The 17,786-nt window shown below is 47.3% G+C and carries 19 protein-coding genes; all 19 read right to left on the bottom strand.

Annotation, left to right across the window (positions count from 1 at the left end; translation table 11 throughout):
• Positions 1-5 precede the first annotated feature (5 nt).
• Complete coding sequence (locus BUF11_RS01505; protein ID WP_073587038.1) at positions 6-1,376, bottom strand: hypothetical protein; 1,371 nt, start codon at positions 1,374-1,376, stop codon at positions 6-8.
• On the bottom strand, positions 1,373-1,813 hold the full coding sequence (locus BUF11_RS01500) for a phage holin family protein (RefSeq protein ID WP_073587037.1): 441 nt from the start codon (positions 1,811-1,813) through the stop codon (positions 1,373-1,375). The genes BUF11_RS01505 and BUF11_RS01500 overlap by 4 nt, the downstream gene beginning before the upstream one ends.
• Positions 1,814-1,893: 80 nt before the next feature.
• On the bottom strand, positions 1,894-4,365 hold the full coding sequence (locus BUF11_RS01495; RefSeq protein ID WP_073587036.1) for a hypothetical protein: 2,472 nt from the start codon (positions 4,363-4,365) through the stop codon (positions 1,894-1,896).
• Positions 4,366-4,376: 11 nt separating this feature from the next.
• Positions 4,377-4,880: a hypothetical protein gene (locus tag BUF11_RS01490; RefSeq protein ID WP_073587035.1), complete on the bottom strand. Its 504-nt coding sequence runs from the start codon at positions 4,878-4,880 to the stop codon at positions 4,377-4,379.
• An 18-nt stretch (positions 4,881-4,898) separates the two neighbouring features.
• Complete coding sequence (locus tag BUF11_RS01485) at positions 4,899-6,815, bottom strand: siphovirus ReqiPepy6 Gp37-like family protein (protein ID WP_073587034.1); 1,917 nt, start codon at positions 6,813-6,815, stop codon at positions 4,899-4,901.
• Positions 6,816-6,817: 2 nt separating this feature from the next.
• On the bottom strand, positions 6,818-7,669 hold the full coding sequence (locus BUF11_RS01480) for a phage tail family protein (protein WP_073587033.1): 852 nt from the start codon (positions 7,667-7,669) through the stop codon (positions 6,818-6,820).
• 13 nt (positions 7,670-7,682) lie between these two features.
• On the bottom strand, positions 7,683-10,103 hold the full coding sequence (locus BUF11_RS01475; protein WP_073587032.1) for a phage tail protein: 2,421 nt from the start codon (positions 10,101-10,103) through the stop codon (positions 7,683-7,685).
• A gap of 14 nt (positions 10,104-10,117) precedes the next feature.
• On the bottom strand, positions 10,118-10,258 hold the full coding sequence (locus tag BUF11_RS24210) for a hypothetical protein (protein WP_175561966.1): 141 nt from the start codon (positions 10,256-10,258) through the stop codon (positions 10,118-10,120).
• Positions 10,259-10,305: 47 nt separating this feature from the next.
• On the bottom strand, positions 10,306-10,692 hold the full coding sequence (locus BUF11_RS01470; protein WP_073587031.1) for a hypothetical protein: 387 nt from the start codon (positions 10,690-10,692) through the stop codon (positions 10,306-10,308).
• Positions 10,693-10,704: 12 nt separating this feature from the next.
• Positions 10,705-11,295 carry a major tail protein gene (locus BUF11_RS01465; RefSeq protein WP_073587030.1) on the bottom strand — a complete coding sequence of 197 codons (591 nt, stop codon included), beginning with the start codon at positions 11,293-11,295 and terminating at the stop codon, positions 10,705-10,707.
• A gap of 3 nt (positions 11,296-11,298) precedes the next feature.
• Positions 11,299-11,640, bottom strand: coding sequence for a hypothetical protein (locus BUF11_RS01460; protein WP_073587029.1), 342 nt, complete (start codon positions 11,638-11,640; stop codon positions 11,299-11,301).
• Positions 11,637-12,068, bottom strand: coding sequence for an HK97 gp10 family phage protein (locus BUF11_RS01455; RefSeq protein ID WP_073587028.1), 432 nt, complete (start codon positions 12,066-12,068; stop codon positions 11,637-11,639). The genes BUF11_RS01460 and BUF11_RS01455 overlap by 4 nt, the downstream gene beginning before the upstream one ends.
• A complete protein-coding gene (locus BUF11_RS01450) occupies positions 12,061-12,393 on the bottom strand; it encodes a head-tail adaptor protein (RefSeq protein WP_073587027.1) in 333 nt (110 codons plus the stop codon). The genes BUF11_RS01455 and BUF11_RS01450 overlap by 8 nt, the downstream gene beginning before the upstream one ends.
• A 3-nt stretch (positions 12,394-12,396) precedes the next feature.
• Positions 12,397-12,714, bottom strand: a complete 318-nt coding sequence (locus BUF11_RS01445) for a head-tail connector protein (RefSeq protein WP_073587026.1) — start codon at positions 12,712-12,714, stop codon at positions 12,397-12,399.
• 22 nt (positions 12,715-12,736) lie between these two features.
• Entirely contained in the window at positions 12,737-12,952 is a 216-nt protein-coding gene (locus BUF11_RS01440; protein ID WP_073587025.1) for a head fiber protein, read from the bottom strand.
• 13 nt (positions 12,953-12,965) lie between these two features.
• The gene (locus tag BUF11_RS01435; protein ID WP_073587024.1) at positions 12,966-14,171 is read right to left on the bottom strand and encodes a phage major capsid protein; all 1,206 of its coding nucleotides are present in this window, start codon (positions 14,169-14,171) and stop codon (positions 12,966-12,968) included.
• Positions 14,172-14,190: 19 nt separating this feature from the next.
• Complete coding sequence (locus BUF11_RS01430; RefSeq protein ID WP_073587023.1) at positions 14,191-14,892, bottom strand: head maturation protease, ClpP-related; 702 nt, start codon at positions 14,890-14,892, stop codon at positions 14,191-14,193.
• Positions 14,889-16,136 (bottom strand): phage portal protein, encoded by a 1,248-nt coding sequence (locus tag BUF11_RS01425; protein ID WP_073587022.1) that lies wholly within the window; start codon positions 16,134-16,136, stop codon positions 14,889-14,891. The genes BUF11_RS01430 and BUF11_RS01425 overlap by 4 nt, the downstream gene beginning before the upstream one ends.
• A complete protein-coding gene (locus BUF11_RS01420) occupies positions 16,133-17,776 on the bottom strand; it encodes a terminase large subunit (RefSeq protein ID WP_175561965.1) in 1,644 nt (547 codons plus the stop codon). Before BUF11_RS01420 ends, BUF11_RS01425 begins: the two co-directional genes overlap by 4 nt.
• Between the last annotated feature and the right edge of the window lie 10 nt (positions 17,777-17,786).

The following is a 17,786-nucleotide window of genomic DNA, read 5'->3' as shown; positions in this document are numbered from 1 at the left end:
CTAATTTACATGTTGGTTGTTGCAAGACTGACAGGGTATAGGTGGTAGGTAAACTTCAAATCGCAGAAAGCACTCGCCGATGTGCCATCACTTCCCATACTGATATACAGCCCATATCCAGAAGGCACTCGGCTTTGACGCATTTGAATATGAATATGCAACCCAGCGTTTGAACTATCAGCACCGATAGGCGTGCTGCGTGAGATTCTGGTAAAGTTCACTTCATCATTTGAGATATATAAGTCTAGTTCTTTTTCACTTGTATCCGATTGACGGCATAGGGTAACCAAATGACAATCATAAGCCGTCGGATAAAGCAATCCGCCCTGTCCACCTATAACCACACTACCAATGGGCAATAATGTGTGCAAAGGTCCTCGGACGCTATTAATACCGCCCGCGCCGGTAGCGTTACCGCTCAACACATATCTCAAATAGCTTGCTCTGGTGAATGCGTTGATAGTAGCTGTTGCAGTAGAGGTAAGGGTCAATGGTGTCGTAGCATTTTCTGTTCTTTCCAATAAGAATAGACTCTCACCAGAAGGAATGGTAATATCACCAATTGAAAAGGTTCGACTCGTCCAATAGGCTGTGCTTGCGGGATTTGGTGATGTTCCTGCTCCATAAGCAATATTCGCTACATCTTGAATACCCCTTATAGCTTCTGCAAGTTTCTTGACGGTATTGCGGAGGGTGCCCTGGATTAAGACTTGAACATTGTTTGCGGCAGGGCTACCCAAAGCCGTAACAAAGGTATATGTTACCGTGCCGATTACTACGTTGTTGCCATTCGTGATGCCACTAAATGTGATGGACGCTCTTCGGCTTATCATATCCGGTGCTGTGGCAGTTTCTATCGGATGCGAATGGTTCAGGAGGACTCCAGTCCGCATATACAGATTGTCGCGCGTATCTTCAACCAAATCGTGCGTAGTGTTTAACAGGGTATATGTGAGATTTAACAGACTGTTTATCTCATCAATATCCAGTTCAGCTAAGACAGAAAGCACTTGGTTTAGCCATTCTTGTGCGGGTGGCTCGGGTGGTTCAACTATACCGTCTGCAAGAGCCTCCTCAACGATGGTTAATATCCGAACGCTTTTTCCGACCACATCGCCATAAGTAACTCTTATTTCTAGCTGCCCCACACCGACGACCAGTGTGTCAGTTGCGCTGGGTGACCATGTAAGAACTCCATCAGCGTAGGTCGTGATCACTGGATATGCAATACCATCAGGTCTTTTATATATAGCATTTAGGGCGGCTCCGGGATACCTGTCATCTAATAAACTGGAAACATCAAACTCAAGGTGGCGAAAGTAGTGTTCACCGCGCCTGCCTATGAACACAGTTACAGCTTTTGTTAAATCAATCATATTCCATCACCTAACTTAGGGGGCTCATCATCACGCCCATGTAGCTGTTTTAGAACTTCCTTGAGTTTTTCAGGTATTGGTAGCCCAATATGTCCGGCATTCTCTAAAATAGACACGCCTTCATTGCTCAAGTAGAAGAAAATTACTGCTGTCCGAAGGACACCACCATTGTCACCAGCACTACCCAGTATCTGCGTATCAAGGATATGCGCTACACCCACCAATGTAAAAATAAGAACCTTTTTGAAGATGCCTTTCGCGCCGATTTCACTGGACAGCTTTTTATCTACAATGGCACAGAGCACTCCGGTCACATAATCTATGGCGACAAATGCTATGAGCGCATAAAGGAACCCGTCCAGTCCACCAAGGAACCAACCGAGAAAAGCACCGACAGCCACAAAAGCTAGTTGTATCCAATTCCAAATCTCTTTCATTTGAAATACCTCCTTTTCATGAATTTGTGTATAGAAAAACGCTCCCGCATATTACGAGAGCGCTATTGGTTGTATTGTATTTAAAGCTCCAAGATTAGGTCTTGAATCTGTTGCATCACATCCGCTTTTGGTCGCCCAGTTCCAATGGGTAGCCATGTTAAGGGCGGGATATCAAAAGTTGACGAGGAATCAAAGTTGTTCACTATTGTAATAACCGACTCGATAGCTTTTCTAAGCTCTGTGATGTGGAAAGGCCAGTTTTTGATGGTGCTTTTACCAGCAACAATTTCCTCACTCCAAGTAACCTGCGACAGATTGTAATAGCTACGCACTGTGTTTACAGCAGTTCGTAGCATCTGGATATGAATTGCCTTTACGTGCGTTTCGTTCGCAGTTATCGTCTCAAATGGCGGTGGCAATACAGTAAAAGTGCGTACAACCTCCGGACTTGACGACTCTATATCACTATCAATGCAGCGTACGGTCACAGTATGATTCCCTGCGGCCAGCGCTGCCGATTGATACACCGTTTTTACACCATTACCCAGGTAGCCGCTTACGGAAAACATCTCAGGATTATCTACGCTGTTAATCCAAATGCCCGTGTCGATTTTCACTTCTACAATCTGCTTTTGACCATCCGGCTCAATACCCGTTGTAATCATGAAACGCGGTGTAGCCTTGTAACTTGAACTGCCAGATACCGGGCAGACGATTAGTGGTGCAGTCGGCGGACTATTTTTCTTTACTGTACCGCTTACTACATAGGCAGAAACTGCATCCAATGTATCGGTTACGCTGATACGATAGCGGGTATACATTCCAGCTACCTGAGAAGCGTTTGCTATATATGTCCCAGAGGTTGCACTTGAAACGACGATTGTCAGAGCCTCATATGCCGACCAGTTAATCTCGTCCATTGAAGTTGAACGCTGAATGACATACTGCTTGATTGAGCTGGTTCCAGGTATTGTTCCGCTCCATGTAAGGGTTACGGTGCTGGATTCGTAAATGGCTGGAGCGGCGGTAAAGGAAGTCGGTGGCGTAGGCAGTGTATTTCTACGGACAGTGTTGCTGGAAACAGTCCAGTCTGAGTAGAAACTCTCGCCGGCTGCACCACGTGTTCTTACCCTAAATTGGCGGTAATTTCCGCGTGTAGTCGGTGGACTAACAATTACACTACCGCTTGTTGCTGAAGTGAACACCGTAGCCAGTGCTGCCCAGGCTCCCCATGTGCTGTTATCTGTCGAATCACTAAACTGTATCTCATAGGATGTGATGGCATTTCCAGCACCACCGGATGCTCCGCTCCATGAAAGGGTTACGTTTCCTTCAGCCAACGTTGCGCTTACTGAGCAAGCGGTCGGTGCTACGCAGGCAGTAATATTGCAGTAGATGCTGTTACTGATCATCTCTGAAGAGTAAACATCAAGAGTATCTATCGTCCAAATACCGAATTGAGTATAGGTTCCTGGAATTCTTGATACATTTGGGTTGTAGCTACCACCGCTTGCCGAGAGTGTCAGAGTGGTAAGAACGTTCCATGAACTCCATGTACTATTATCCGTGGATGTTCTGCTGGCAATCTGGTATCCCTTGATGGCACTTGTTCCACCGGAAGCTCCGCTCCATGTCAGCGTAATGGTTTCATCGCTATAGTTTGAGGGAGACGCAACTGCAGTGGTGGCAGAGCTTGGTACTGTGTTTCTGCGGACAGAATTCGTCGAAACCTTCCAGCCCGAGTAATAGCTTGCTCCTGCAGTACCACGTGTCCGTACCTGAAATCTACGATAATTACCTCGCGTCGTAGGTGGTGCAACAGAAACGCTGCCGCTAGTGGCAGTTGTGATCACCGTGGTCAGTGCTGTCCATGCTCCCCATGTGATATTGTCAGAGGAATCGCTGTATTGTATCTCATAGGAGGATATTGAGTTATTTATACCGCCCGATGCACCACTCCATGACAGAGTAACGTCACTTTCCGAGAGGGTTGCATTTAACGAGCAGGAAGTCGGAGCACTGCAAGCGGTTGTACGGCTTGCCCAGTTAATAGTCAGTACAATCTGACTTAAATTGTCCCTTGCGCCAAAGCCCATGTAATTTAAGGTGCTGGAGCCTGCATCCATGAATAGGCAATTGCTAGCACCACTACCGATGGAATCTATGAGCGCGGTAGAAATGGCGATATCTTTTGCGCCTTGTCCGGCGGAAACGGTGTAGTTATACGCAGAGGTAACCTTTGTAGGCCTGCTCCCGGACACACTGGTGCTGGAACTGGGTGCTGGCATGCCAGAAGCATTTCCAGCATATAACGTCATGGTTCTGGCTGAACCCCAGTCACCCGCAGCTATCCTGACAAGGTGAATGCTGGCCGATGTGGGATAATAATTTGCGTAAGTATTCCGGATGCTGGCAAGGTCAAACAGCATAGCTCCTACGTTCTCATAATTGTTAGCATCAGGATAAACCCCTTGCCGAACATAATCCGTTACACCTGCGATCCAGCTACCATTACGCCATGTACACGCATTAGTTGCCTGATAAGTTGCCATAGAAATTCACCTCACTCATATACCGCCGAAACCAGCGAATTTACCAACCCACAAAGGTCGGTATTCAAACGGGTGTCAGTAATGTTATTTGCGACTATTGATGTAGCGGCTGTAGGTACAAGCACATCTGCAATACCAAGTTCATAGATGTCGCTGGTTCTTGTTAGAGCAGGTGCCACTGGTGTTGCAGCGGGAGTACCAGCAACAACAGCAAGCTGAATGCTTCGGCTGATCTGACTTAAACGGATCACAATTCGGTCAATGCGGGGATTGCTTCCGTCTGCAGTTGTCAGTGGCATATTTAAGACATCCGTATTCTCATAACGGTATCCGTTAATCCATGCACTTCCTGCTGCCACATTCACAGCTAAGCCAATTGCTGGCGACACCTGTAGGTTTGTTGCTAACATATAAAAAACACCATTGGAGACGAGGCTTCCGAAATATGACGCAAAATCCGCAGCATCATAGACTCTGTCTCCGTCCGATGAGTTAAAAAATCCGCTTTTCTCCATACACTATTTTCCTCCTTATTAAACAGTTTTCGTATACTCTATAACCACATAACCTGTATATGTTGTCCGGTCATTACCAGGTTCGACAACGACATTGGTTGTATCAATATAAAGCCCGATTTGCGAGGCGAAGTTGTTGTAACGAGCAAGTGGCAGCGGCAAGAATACTGTCCCATTTGTTGCAAAGCCAGTTAAACTGACAACAGTGCTGAGGTTTGATATGCCGTGAGCTACGCTTTTCGGTGTCGTATTTGTAAGTGACCCAAGATTCACTTGCTTGCGATAAATCGTCTTACCATCTATCCATAAACGCCCTGTGTTTTGTTCTGTCGTAGAGTAGTCAGTAAACGTAGATGAAATTTTTGAAGCTGTAATTGTACGATCTGCGATTTTTACGCCGGTGACTGCGCCGTTTGCAAGCCTAGTCGTGGTTATTGGTTCGTTATTAATGTTGAGCCAGTTCGCCTGCCCAGATAGGTTATTGAATACGAAAACAGAAATTACATAAAACGTCATAGTGTCCCTACTGATAAAGAAACCCATTGCTCGCTGATAGCCATAGCCCGTATTATCCCCATTATGCTTTGTTAAAAAGACATGTCCGTTTTCACTTGGTTGGTCACTGAACTTGTTACCACTGTACGAGGTGAAGTATAAAGTATCTCCTGGTACCATGTTGTACAAGGCATACTGACCGACCGATATGGTACCTGCACCTACAAAAATTTCGAGTGCAGGAAGTTTTCCAAACAGATTGTTGAAGGTATCCGCGACGTCATCACCCTGAATTTTCGGGTCCACCTGCGTCAAGTCACCCAGTGTTCCTTCCACGACGCTTAAGGCCTCGGCAACTTCGGATATGCCGGTAGGGGCCAATAGTGCTGTTTTAACCTCGCTCATGTCGGAACGGACTTTCTGCGCTATAGTTAGCTCAGCCTTTCCAAACACTACGCTGATGCTCTGCCCATCCGCGTCATAGGTTTCTTCGATCTCGGTGATTCGCGTACTCATGGATACGTCCCATGCCTTGGAGATTACTTTGACGGTCTGCCCAAGGTCGAAGTCTATCTTGTAGGTTAAGTTGCCATGCGGATTGACCGATGTGTCAAACGTATATCGTATGGCCTGTTCATTCAGCTTACTCTGACCTCGAAAAGTCAGAGTATTGACGTAATCTGTTCCAAAGTCCTCAGCCCGTAAGTCTTTGGCATCCACGAAGATTTCGCGACGCGTCTCCCCAGAACCGCTTGTGATGGCTACAAATGTACGGTCTGCGCCTTCACCCTCGCCACCGATGAGTGCGGTATTGGCGTAATCCGCTACACTCTCTGTATAAATCTGTTCAGTCAGATTCTCGTACTCCTTTGAGAATACCGCCTGGGAGTTGGCACCGTTATACAGCGTCACTGTAAAAATACCTGTAGCTGGAGTAAACACGGTCTTAATGCCAATATCCGAAGAGGCGCAAAGTTCCGTTACGGAATCCATCAAATTCCGATATGATATCTGGGTACTAACAGGAATGCCCAAGTTAGGCGACGAGAAGGATATTCCGGTAATCTGACGCGCTGTGTCAGTAGGGTTAATGAGGTTATTATTTATCAGCTGCCCAACACAGACAGAAAGATCTCCGGAAAGTATCTCGGTTTGCCACAAAATACGACGGGCGAGGAAGGAGGTAGCAAAGCGACCACTCGCCGAGATAATTTCATGCTCGGATTGAGACAGTTCCAGATGCTCAATGATTCCGGCTTCCTCATCATCGTTCTTCCAAATGATGTTCCCTTCTTTTAAGAGTGCAGTGTTCTCCCGTGTTGCAATGGCTTTTAGCTCAAATGAACCACATTGGGAGTAACGCCGTGTCCAACGCAGGTACTCAAAAGACTCCACAATACCCGTAAGCTCCCGGTTTGGATTGTAGATATATAGTTGCATATTCACACCCCCAGAAACTGCGGACGATAGTAAATGCTAACTTCCAGCAGTTCCATATTGACTGAAGCATCGTAGCGCAAAGTGTTAATGCCTGCAGCAAGCTGGAAAAATACCGAATCGGTGTCCAACAAGGAGAAAGCATTCGTTACCACAGAACCGTTGACACTGACCACACGCTTACCAGCGAAATGGGTATATACACGAAGTTCATCACCAGCATTCATTGTAGTGAGAAGGCGAATGTATTCCCCGGTATCAATATTTAATAGTTCTGGATTTATTACCGTTCCCAGCGCCTGGAATACTATCTCGCATCCACAAGAAACATCACCGATGTTGTCCACCGTGATGATCTGGCTTAGCTGACGCATTCCAAACTCCATGCCACTTTCAGGTATTTCCAGTTCAAACTCTAATAAAGGTATCCAAGATGCCAGTTCCTCACGCACTTCATTAAGCATCTCAAAGAAGGGAGACGGGCAGAGGAGACTGACAAAAAAGTTGGGTATTCGCTGCCTTGTGGAAACGGTAAAGCCCGCTTCCTCTACAACACAGGCAATTTGCCGTTCACGATAAATGAGTGTTCCATTCAGCTTAGGGCTAAATATCTGAAAGAAGCGCTGTCGTCGCGAAAAAGCCTCGTCAGGTGTATCTGCTACGATCGTACCCTCCAGTATGATGTTTCGCATATCCAGTGTAGAGGAAATATAAAAAGCACCGTCCTGATCTGGTGCCTTGAAGGTGTTAACAGTCTGACGTATGTTGCCTGTGCCGTCTATCTTGGTAAGGAAATACGGGCGGCTTTGTTTAAGTGTAATACTTCTGCCATCGGCATTAATATAAGTAAGTTCCATAGTCAGACCTCCTTTATAATTCAAGTGCCAGCTTACGGGAGAGGTTTTTGAACTCCCGTGCCAGTTCTTTTTCAGATAGAGCCCTTGGTGTCACCACCGAGAGATTTTGTGTAATGCTTGTTCCATTGGTGCTGCCTTGCCCGGATAATCCTCTGTAATTCAAATCAAAGTTTGTAGGTACCGCATTTTGCATATCCCTTGAAACTGCTGTCATTGCATCCTCGAAGCCCACACCGATGCCTTCGCCCATATTGCGACCAATTCCAGCAAACAGGGTTGAGGGAGAGTTGATACCAAAAAAGTTCTTGATCTTCGATACCACATTACCGAAAAATCCTGAGATCTTACTCCACAGCCATGCACCCGCGTCCGAAATACCATTCCACAATCCCTTAATCAGATTGCCACCCACTTGGGCCATTGAGCTTATATAACCGGTAAAGGCCCTGACGAGTCCTGAGATGATCTGCGGAACTGCCTTAACAACCTCCACAATTATCCTTGGCAGGTTTGCAATCAATGCCACAAAAAGCTGAACACCGGCCAGGATGATCTTATCGATATTACCTACAATAGCATTTACCAGTGAGGTTATGATCTTTGGAATCGCGGCTACAACAGTATTAATAATCTGAGGAAGTGCCTGAATTAGCGATATCAAAAGCCGGATGCCTGCATCAATAATCAGGGGAATCGACCCAATGACTGCATTAATAATACTGTCTATGATTTGCGGGATTGCTTCCACAACTGCCGTAATGATGGTAGGCAATGCTGTCACCAGTGAAGTGAGCAATTGAATACCCGCATCGATAATCTCTGGAATGGATTCTATTAGAAAATCCACCAGTGCTTCGATGATGACAGGCAAGGCAGAAACAAGCTGAGGTATCGCGTCCACCAATCCCTGCGCTAATCCTATAATCAACTGCAAAGCCGCATCAAGCAGCATTGGCAGGTTCTCAATCAAACCTTGAACAATCTTCGTGACAGCCGAAACTGCTGCGGGTATGAGCTTAGGTAAAGCTATGCCAATACCATCCACAAGCGCGGTGACCAGTTCGATTGCTGCATTTATGAGCAATGGAAGATTATCAATCAGCGTTCCGACAATTGTCATTAGAGCACTAACCGCCGCTGGGATAAGTTCAGGTAAAAGGTTCAAAATAGCCTCCAGTACCTGCTTGAATATATTTGTCACTAATTCAAGAAGCATTGGGAGCAAGTCTGCCACCGCTGCTAAAATTGCGCCCGTCGCTGTCGGTAATGCTGCTACTATATTCTCTAAAACCGGTACGATATTAGTGACAACTGCCTCGAAAGCATCAACAAGATTCTCAGTCAGATTTGTCATATCCGCATTGGCATTGCCAAGTCCTGCTGTAAAAGAGCCAACCGCAGCTTGTAACAATCCAATCGAACCAGAAATGGTCTGAGTTGATTCTTTCGCAAAGTTGCCCGCATACTGCTCGGTGTTCTCAAAAAACATCTGCATTGCAACTTCGGCTTTTTCCGCTTGTGTTGCGGTATTCCAAGTAAAGTCCAGACCCTTTGCGAGAGCGTAGGCTTGGATGTTTGTAGCGTTCATAGCAACACCGAGGTTATCCATCATGGTAAAGTTGCCCTTTGCAGCACCTGTGACAGCCTCCATCGCAGTAGACATATCTATTCCCATAACGGATGCCATGTCTGCGGCACGTTGCATAGCTTTTTCGGTAAGTTCAAGGCTTTTCTGTTGCTGTATACCAGAACCTTGGAACAACGCACCCATTTTATTGGCAGTAGCAAGATACTCGCTTTGAGAGATACCCAGATTTTTATAGGCTTCTTCACCGGTTTTCTGAATAGACGCAGCGTATGCGCCGAAAACCGCCTCTGATCCGCCCAAGTTTTGCTCCAACTCTCCAAATTGCGTGACTACTTCTTTGCCTAACTTAATAGCAGCGGCTCCTGCGGCAACGGCAACAGCACCCATTGCTACACCGATTCCCTTGAGTACACCACCGAGCTTATCAAACCTGCCACCAGCATCTTCTGCACTTTTACCCGAATCCTCTAATTCTGCACCGAGATTATCAGCTTCGATTGTGGACTGCTCAAGTTCACGTTCCATACCATTGAGTTCCGCTTGTGCCTTGTTCAGCTGAATCTGCCAATTCTGCGTACGGCGGTCATTTTCGCCAAAAGAGGTGGAGGCATTATCAAGAGCAGCTTTAAGAGTAGCAATCTTATCTTTCTGTGCGTCAATTTCTTTATTCAGAACCGCATTCCGAGCGGTAACCGATTGTATGGATTTATCATTTTTATCAAACTGGCTGGTTACAAGGGTCATTTCGCTGCCGAGCACCTTAAATGACTGATTGATTTCAGAAAGAGCGTTCTTAAATTCACGCTCACCCTCAACGCCTATTTTTAAGCCAAAATTGTCCGCCATATCTTCACCTCCTCCTATATACCCGGCGGGATAATATCATCAATTGTCCGGGTTTTCTTCGGCTTTTCAATTCCGTGCCATTGCTTGTGGCAGGTCCATAAATCAAAGAACAGTCCGATGGGCATGAGCCAGAATTCCTCTGCATCCATACCCATCTGAACTGTTCCATAGTAAAGAAGCCGGGTAAAGACTTCAGCGTCCGTTACCCGACTTCCACGTTTTTTGGAGTTTCCTCCTCACTTTCTACATTGCGCTTTGTACCTTTGAACATCGCCTCGGTAATTGCATTTTTATATGCCGCTAAGTCAAGCGGTGAAGTGAGAAGTTCCACCTCTTCCTCGGTGAGCAAATCCTCTGGCATGTTCCTATTTTTAAGGTTGCGAATTAAGATTGACTGGTTTGCCAGCAGTGTGATTAGCCAAACGATCTCGTCTAGGGCCATCTCGAAGTTCTCGGATTTCATGAGTTTTTCTCCGAGGTTTTCAAGCCCGCCATAACGACCGGCAATCGCTTTTGTTGCACGTGTGGTCAGAATCAGTTCATAGTCTTTACCGCCGATGTTGATTGCTGCGCTTCTCTCAATATCCATAGTTCAATCCTCCTACGGTTCCGGTGTGTAGACAGGCTCGTAAACTTCAGTGAACCAACCGGTGATAGTAGCGGAAGAGACGCCTGCGTCGCCTTCGGTGACCTCCGCTTTCCATGGGTGTTTGCCCATGCCGTCCAATCTGTTCCTACGCATAACCGTTCCTTCGATGGTTGGTGTAGAGAAGGTGATAGAATCCGCCTTTGTCTGCAGGTTTGTTGCGGGTAGGCCAAATTTTACGCGATAAAGCCAAAAATAACGATATGTTCCGTTGGCCTTTTGCGCTCGAAAACCCACAGCAACGGGTGTACCCACATTCTCACTAGCGGAGATCAGCACACCGTTGTCATCGGTGGATGCTCCGGTTAGATCTGCCGCTACAGTGGGGCCAATGTCATCCACGCCGAGGGTGAGCGTACCGCTATTAAAGTCTTTTACAACCTCTGCGGCACCGTCATCCGCATATAGAATCGCCTCAATCAGTTCCACCGAGAGCTCGGCGGTAATAGCTTTAGCAAGCACCGAAGGTACAGCATAGGTTTCTACTCCGCTAGAATCTTCGGTTATCTTTGAATAGTACAGCCTGTCAAGACCGATAGTTGCCATGTGTCATTCCTCCAATCCATAGTTTTTTGCCACATCAATGGCATAATGGTGATATCCGGTATCGTCTTCGTGTCCGATATACCGTCGTTCTGTTATAGTGAAATCCGCATTCAGCAAAGCCGTAGTAATCTGCCTTTTCCGCTCTAAGTAATTGCCTTTTGAGAAAAGTGATATCCTCACTTCCTGCACATCAAAGCCGGGGCGGTTATCCGCGTGAACTTCGAAAATGTCCGTAAGAGGAATAAAGACTAGATATTCGTCAGGAGGTACACCGCTGAACACACCCGTTTCAATAGAAATATTAAGAGGTTGCAGTATCTCGCTTAAATCAGAAAGTAGACTCATATCCTATTTACCTCCTCATCCAGCTTTGCTTTCATCGCTTCGATGCACGGCTTTCTACTGGTGCTTTTCGCGGGCTTTAAGAATGGTTTTGCCGGTTGACCCGATTTTCCGTATTCGATGATATTCGCTATCTTTGCATTGCTGCTTCCATCACGACGTGGTTCGGAAAAGCCTACTTTAACGTTGTAGTTGCCATCTCTATCCTGTAAAGCGGGTGAAACCCCCAATGCTGCTGCAAGCTCGCCGGTGGAACGCGAAGGATACTTTGTGTCACGACCAACCGCTGAATTTAGATTAGACTTTACCTTATCAAGCACAATCTCACCGCCAACCTCAAGCACACGAGGGATGATTTCATCTGTTTTATCGTTCAACCGGGAAACCTTCAGAAGAAAGTCCTCCGGCATTTTCATAGTTACTTTAGCCACTGGGCTTCACCTCCTTGGCGAGTACTTCAATGTACATTCCACGACCTTTGACATCCTCCACCGAGGTGATTTCAAATCGTCCGTCTTCACAAGCAATATGCATTGTGGTTGTAACGGTGACACCGGGAATACAGCGGAAACGGAAAAGGTCGGTGGCTTCTGAAAATGCGGCTCTGTTCGCCCACATTTCGGTGCCGTGCCGACCTTCCCGATATGCTTTGATGGAAGCAACAATATTGTCAATCTCAGTGCTGAAACCCTCCGGATCTTTTATCGTTACTGTCTCTATAACGTCTATAAAGGTGTTCATCTTTCCAAAGCTCATAATCTACACCTTCCAATCCCGGTTGAGTCTAAGCAGTAGGTTCACCGTATTCCATACTTGCTGGCCTGCCTGCACGCTATCGGCAAAAAAACCAGCCGTCGAACCATCTCTGCTTTCGTAGAAATGACTCGCCAGCATGATTACTGCCTGTTCAGTAGTGGGCGGCATAGTGTTTTCAGTGTAATAACCCTCAGCGACATGTTCGTAACTCTCCGCGTAGGAGACGGCGGCTTTGATGTAATGCAGCAGAAGGCCGTCGTCTGCATCATGTGCCAGGATCAGGTTCGCTTTTACTTTAGGGAGAAGATTATCTGTTGTCATGCCATCCGCCTCCTTCCGGTCATTATTCGTCTGCCGCCATCAAACCCGCTGCTTTTAGCTTTGTGAGAAGAGCATTGAAGTCCGTGACCAGACCAGCGACATCGGTGGTAGTGCTATTCGCTTGATTCTCTGCAGCAGGAAGCCCCGTTACCGAGGCTCCCGGCAGGACTTCCAGTGTGCCACCGATGATCCACTTTTCGCCGCCCTGTTCCATATAGTTCTTTGAGTTATAACTCATAGGTCAGCCCTCCTTATGCGTGCTGCTGGAGAACCTTGATAGCCTCCGGCAGTATCAGCTTACCGTCCACACGCTGGGTAGCTACGAAACCTACCTGCCCGGTGACTGCATAAAGCTCATTTAATCTCTTGAACATACGTCCCTGACGGTCGGCTACCCAGTAATAGCTGAAGTCACCAAATACGATGCTCTTGGCGGTCGCAGCAATAGTTGGCACATATGCCGAGGTGTACAGAGGGCGATTCATGATGGTATCAGGCGTACCTGCCTGAAGTGAAGGCTGCCAAAGGTACTGGCCCTGACCGTCCTTTAGTTTACGTATTGCCTTTACAGTAGCATCGTTCATAACGAATACAGCCCTGTTACGGTAAGGCGCCTTCAGCGAGTAGAACAGGTCGAGCACCTCATCCATAGTGATTGCCGTAGCACCTGCGGTAGTTACACCGATTTGGGCACCGCCTGAAGCGGCAAGGATGCCTGTTGGTTTACCGGAGCCATCACCAGTGAAGAAGGCTTCCTCTTCTTTGTTGCCGATACGCCTTGCAAACTCTTTGGAGATATAGGCTTCGAGGTTGAACACGGAATCGTTCAGCAACTCCTCAGAGACTTTGATCAGGGTTGCCAGTTTATAGGCACTAATAGACACCTGACCGAAGCTGTCATCACTCTCTGGAATAATGCCTTCTTCATCGACCCATGAAGCAGTGCCTTTGGTAGCTACGACTGGAATTTTCCTATCACCGGAAGATGTGGTGATAACATTGGCCAGTGAACGGAAGATGTTCTCATCCTCGAGGGCCTCCACCAGCGTACGCTCAAACTCGTCAGGTACGAGATAACCACCCTCGGTGTCTGTACCTATTTGCAGGGCATTTCTTACGTTTACATCAAGTCCTTCACCTGCACGAGTACGCATAGCATTCCAGAACGCTTTCCTGTATTCGGCCGATGCACGACCAGTCTTTTCTTCAGCTCCTTTGGATGGAGCGTTTGTAATGGGATTGCTGGTAGCTTTGGAGAGTTCCAAATCGATAGAGGCCTGACGCTCAAGGCGCTCAATTTCTTTGCCTAATGCCACGACGTCGTTTTCCATCTTCTCGTAAGTAGTGGTATCCTCTGCGGACAAAAGCCCGTCACCACCACGTTTCGTATCAAGGAACGCCTTTGCTGCGTCCCAAGCCTTAGCGCGCTTTTCGCGCAATTCAAGAATCTTACTCATTGTAATTTCCTCCTTCAAATTAGTGTGAAATTAAAGAGAGCCGCTTTTCCAGCGACTCAATCGGGGTACCTGTTTTCGGTTTTGGCTTTTTGGGCATTTTGCCAAGCAGGGAGTTGCACACAGCCGCACGGGAGAATATAAGTCCTTGCCCTGTATCAAGAGGGATACGATCTTCACCTTCCGTGAACATGATTTTGTCAGCGAAGCCAAGTTCAATGGCTTTATTCGCATTCATCCACGTTTCCGCATCCATGAGATGCGATAGCTTCGTACGGGATAGCCCGGATTTCAGTTCATATGCGTTGATGATGCTCTCCTTGACCTCATCTAACAAGGCTTTGGCTCGGAGCATTTCCTCACTGTCGCCGATAGCAATGGTCGAAGGATTATGGATCATCAGCATGGAAACGGGCGACATATATACATCGCCACCTGCCATAGCGATAACTGATGCTGCACTTGCTGCCAATCCGTCGATCTTCACGGTGACTTTTCCGGTATACTCCATTAGCATGTTATAGATCTGCGCAGCAGCGAAAACATCACCACCGGGCGAGTTGATCCACACAGTGACATTGCCAGAGCCAGCCATCAATTCATCCTTGAATAGCTTTGGTGTTACTTCGTCGCCCCACCAGGTCTCATCGGAGATTTCTCCGTTGAGGTAGAGGGTGCGCTCTTCGGTGGCTTCATCTCGCACCCAGTTCCAGAATTTTCTCATTGGCCTTTAGCCTCCTTTTCATAAAAATTGCCCGCCTGTGAGAGCGGGAGCATATTGCCGTTCACCAGATACAAATCACCGCCCTCCTCAGCTGGGATGCGGTTCATATCCTCCAGTTCACGGATGTCGTTAGCAGACATCCATCCGTTTTGCCTTCCAACTGAATAACCGTTCATGCGGCTTTGGTAGTCACCTCGAAGCAATCCATCTAGGTTAAACTTGATGAACAGCGACGTTTTCTCTGAAGGCAGAATTAATGATTGCTGAAGGCTCTGCTCCCAGCGAACTACCCATGGATCAAGTGTGTATTTTACGAACTCCAGCGATTGTTGCTCGATGTTGGAGAAGCTGGATTTCTCAAGGTCACCCACCATGTGTGGCGGCACACGGAAGATACGTGCGATCTCGTTAATTTGGAATTTACGTGTCTCCAAAAATTGCGCCTGCTCTGGTGGGATGCCAATGGCCTGAAACTTCATGCCTTCTTCCAGTACGGCAACTCTATGAGCGTTACCGCTTCCTTGATAAGCGCTGTTCCAGCTATCTTTGACTCGCTGGATATCCTTGATTACACCGGGATGCTCCAGTACACCGCCGGGATTTGCACCGTTAGCGAAGAACGCAGCACCGTATTCCTCAGTGGCAAGTGACATGCCGATCGCATTCTTGGCCATTGCTATGGGGCTGTAGCCAATAAGCCCATCAAAACCAAGACCGGGTATGTGAAGCACCTCATCCTTGCGGAGCGTAACATAGCCGCCTTTAGGCTTTAGTCCGCTTTCGTCAACATCACGGTAATAGGTGTAGACCAGCTCACCGTTTTGAGCACGACCGACTTCCATTTTGTTGGGTAGCAGTGGGTAAAGCGCAACAGCCTGGCCGCGACCGTTTCGGACAATCTGCGCGTAAGCATTGCCCCAAAGTAAAAGATGACTCATCAGTGTTTCTCGAAACACAAATGAAGTCATCTCAGGGTTAGGTTCGTTATGAAGAAGATAGTACAGTGGGTGCTGTGCGATGCGTTCCTTCCCACCATCCAAGCGGTATCTGTATACATGTAAAGGCAGTCCAGCGATTGCTTCGGCCAATATTCTTACGCAGGCATAAACCGCGGTGGTCTGCATAGCCGTTCGCTCGTTTACTGTTTTGCCACTGCTGGTGCCGCCAAACAAGAATGAAAACGCGCTACCCACACGGTTTTGGGGTTTGTCGCGGGAACGAAGCAGCCCTGAAAATATACTCATAATATTAATAACCCCCTTTCGTTGTACACCGATTCTCCGCCACTGCCGTTACCACATCGGATGGCGCGGTCTAGTGCCATGATGGTTGCTACCGCGCCGTCAATCTTCTCAGTGGACTTTTCCTTATCTGCCTTGATATTTCCGGCAGGGTCGGTACGGACAAATATATTATCCATCATCCACCGCAGTACCGGATGACCACCGTGAGCAATCTTCTGCTCCAAGGTTAGCTTCATCAGTTCTTTGGTAGGTGGAGACATATCTTTAAAACCTTGACCGAACGGAACCACTGTAAAACCAAGGTTTTCAAGATTCTGTGTCATTTGTACTGCGCCCCAGCGGTCGAAGGCAATTTCTCGAATGTTATATTTTGTACCAAGCTCTTCTATAAAGTTTTCTATAAAGCCATAGTGAACCACGTTGCCCTCCGTGGTTTTAAGAAACCCTTGCTTTTTCCACACATCGTAATTTACATGGTCACGCCGAACACGCAAATCAATGTTGTCCTCAGGTATCCAGAAGAACGGCATAACCATGTATTTATCATCCTCATCCAATGGCGGAAACACCAGCACGAAAGCCGTAATATCGGTCGATGATGAGAGGTCAAGCCCACCATAGCAGACGCGCCCTTTTAGAGCTTCTGTATCAACGTTAAAAGCACAAGCATCCCATTTGTCCATTGGCATCCAGCGCACAGCCTGCTTTACCCATTGATTGAGACGAAGCTGTCGGAAGCTGTTCTCTTCAGCCGGGTTTTGCCTTGCTGATTCAAATGCTGCTTTAACCTTATCCATGCTGACGGTGATTCCCAAAGATGGATTTGCTTTCTTCCACACTTTTGGATCTGTCCAGTCATCTTCAGGATCGGCCCCATATATAACGGGATAAAAGGTGGGATCATTTTTTCTGCCATTTATAATATCAAGGGCCTTCTGGTGTACCTCCCAGCAGATACTGTTCTGGTTGTCGCCAGCAGTAGTTATAAGGAAATACAGCGGCTGCATTCTTGCATCACCACTGCCCTTGGTCATAACGTCGTACAATTTTCTGTTTGGCTGGGTATGAAGCTCGTCAAACACCACACCATGGGTGTTAAAGCCATGCTTGTTTCCAACATCAGCTGAAAGCACCTGATAAATACTGCCTGTCGGCTGATAGATGAGCCGCTTCATAGAGTCGAGAATTTTCACTCGTTTGGACAGAGCCGAACACATTCGCACCATATCTGCTGCCACGTTAAAAACAATGGATGCCTGGTTGCGGTCAGCAGCGCATCCGTAAACCTCAGCGCGTTCCTCATTATCTCCGCAGGTGAGCAACAGGGCAACAGCCGCCGCTAGCTCACTTTTTCCCATCTTCTTCGGTATTTCTACATAAGCTGTGTTGAACTGCCGGTAGCCGTTCGGCTTCAGAGTTCCGAATACATCACGAATTATCCTTTCCTGCCAATCGATCAGTTCAAAAGGCTTTCCCGCCCACGTGCCTTTGGTATGTGAGAGGGCTTCGATAAAAGCAACGGCATAATCGGCGGAGGATTTATCATAGATCGAATCAGCCGACTTAAACCGGGTTGGTGTGTATTTCTTGAGTTTTCGTATATCCGCCGCCTCCTTCCGAGCATAAAAATAGACCTGCATTAAGCAAGCC

Source organism: Anaerocolumna xylanovorans DSM 12503, assembly GCF_900143645.1.
Taxonomy (GTDB): Bacteria; Bacillota; Clostridia; order Lachnospirales; family Lachnospiraceae; genus Anaerocolumna; species Anaerocolumna xylanovorans.
This window is presented reverse-complemented; position numbering and strand designations above follow the sequence as displayed.

Coding starts and splice junctions, on each gene's coding strand:
- BUF11_RS01505 (WP_073587038.1), bottom strand. CDS start 1,376: ATGATTGATTTAACAAAAGCTGTAACTGTGTTCATAGGCAGGCGCGGT.
- BUF11_RS01500 (WP_073587037.1), bottom strand. CDS start 1,813: ATGAAAGAGATTTGGAATTGGATACAACTAGCTTTTGTGGCTGTCGGT.
- BUF11_RS01495 (WP_073587036.1), bottom strand. CDS start 4,365: ATGGCAACTTATCAGGCAACTAATGCGTGTACATGGCGTAATGGTAGC.
- BUF11_RS01490 (WP_073587035.1), bottom strand. CDS start 4,880: ATGGAGAAAAGCGGATTTTTTAACTCATCGGACGGAGACAGAGTCTAT.
- BUF11_RS01485 (WP_073587034.1), bottom strand. CDS start 6,815: ATGCAACTATATATCTACAATCCAAACCGGGAGCTTACGGGTATTGTG.
- BUF11_RS01480 (WP_073587033.1), bottom strand. CDS start 7,669: ATGGAACTTACTTATATTAATGCCGATGGCAGAAGTATTACACTTAAA.
- BUF11_RS01475 (WP_073587032.1), bottom strand. CDS start 10,103: ATGGCGGACAATTTTGGCTTAAAAATAGGCGTTGAGGGTGAGCGTGAA.
- BUF11_RS24210 (WP_175561966.1), bottom strand. CDS start 10,258: ATGGGTATGGATGCAGAGGAATTCTGGCTCATGCCCATCGGACTGTTC.
- BUF11_RS01470 (WP_073587031.1), bottom strand. CDS start 10,692: ATGGATATTGAGAGAAGCGCAGCAATCAACATCGGCGGTAAAGACTAT.
- BUF11_RS01465 (WP_073587030.1), bottom strand. CDS start 11,295: ATGGCAACTATCGGTCTTGACAGGCTGTACTATTCAAAGATAACCGAA.
- BUF11_RS01460 (WP_073587029.1), bottom strand. CDS start 11,640: ATGAGTCTACTTTCTGATTTAAGCGAGATACTGCAACCTCTTAATATT.
- BUF11_RS01450 (WP_073587027.1), bottom strand. CDS start 12,393: ATGAGCTTTGGAAAGATGAACACCTTTATAGACGTTATAGAGACAGTA.
- BUF11_RS01445 (WP_073587026.1), bottom strand. CDS start 12,714: ATGACAACAGATAATCTTCTCCCTAAAGTAAAAGCGAACCTGATCCTG.
- BUF11_RS01440 (WP_073587025.1), bottom strand. CDS start 12,952: ATGAGTTATAACTCAAAGAACTATATGGAACAGGGCGGCGAAAAGTGG.
- BUF11_RS01435 (WP_073587024.1), bottom strand. CDS start 14,171: ATGAGTAAGATTCTTGAATTGCGCGAAAAGCGCGCTAAGGCTTGGGAC.
- BUF11_RS01430 (WP_073587023.1), bottom strand. CDS start 14,892: ATGAGAAAATTCTGGAACTGGGTGCGAGATGAAGCCACCGAAGAGCGC.
- BUF11_RS01425 (WP_073587022.1), bottom strand. CDS start 16,136: ATGAGTATATTTTCAGGGCTGCTTCGTTCCCGCGACAAACCCCAAAAC.
- BUF11_RS01420 (WP_175561965.1), bottom strand. CDS start 17,776: ATGCAGGTCTATTTTTATGCTCGGAAGGAGGCGGCGGATATACGAAAA.